Here is a 698-nt window from a genome sequence, read left to right on the forward strand (position 1 = left end):
TACCTCTCGCTTATAACAGACCTGTATTCCCATAAAATCGTTGGATGGGCTGTTGGTCCAACATTAGAAACTGTATATCCATTAGAAGCGCTTAAAATGGCATATAAAAGCATTGATGAAGAAACTGCAAAAGGACTCATCCATCACTCTGACAGAGGAAGCCAGTATTGCAGTCAGAATTATGTGTCTATCCTAAAAAGTCATGGCTCACAAATAAGTATGACTCAAACAGGAGATCCTTTGGAGAATGCCATAGCAGAACGTGCAAACGGCATTTTAAAAACGGAATGGCTTTATAGGATGACAATTCCTACTCGTAAAGTATGTAAGAAGGAACTGACCAGGATTATTGCGTTTTATAACGACGAAAGACCGCATATGAGTATCGGTAATCAAACACCATCTGTTGCACATACTCAAGCGGGGCCACAGCAGAAAATGTGGAAAAATCCTTGGGAAAATTCTTCTAATTAGTTGAAAATGTGTATCTTTGCATTTGAAAGAATATCATCACCGTAACCTTTCTAGGGATAGCTCCTTAAAAAGAGTAACCTAGTTAGGTATAATGGGGATTCGCTGACAACCCATATAGTGATAAAATTAAAAATGCGTAACTCATTTAGTGATAAGAAAAATAGATAGTAACATATTTAGTTTAACCATCCTAAAGGTGACAACTTTTTCACGTATAAGACAGG

1 protein-coding gene is annotated in these 698 nt (G+C 37.2%); it reads left to right on the forward strand.

The window, feature by feature from the left end:
- The coding region (locus RF645_RS13035; RefSeq protein ID WP_368819249.1) for a transposase at window positions 1-474 on the forward strand (474 nt) is incomplete at its 5' end.
- Window positions 475-698 lie beyond the last annotated feature (224 nt).

Origin of the sequence: Kocuria sp. CPCC 205260 (genome assembly GCF_040981045.1) — a bacterium.
Classification (GTDB): domain Bacteria; phylum Actinomycetota; class Actinomycetes; order Actinomycetales; family Micrococcaceae; genus Kocuria; species Kocuria palustris.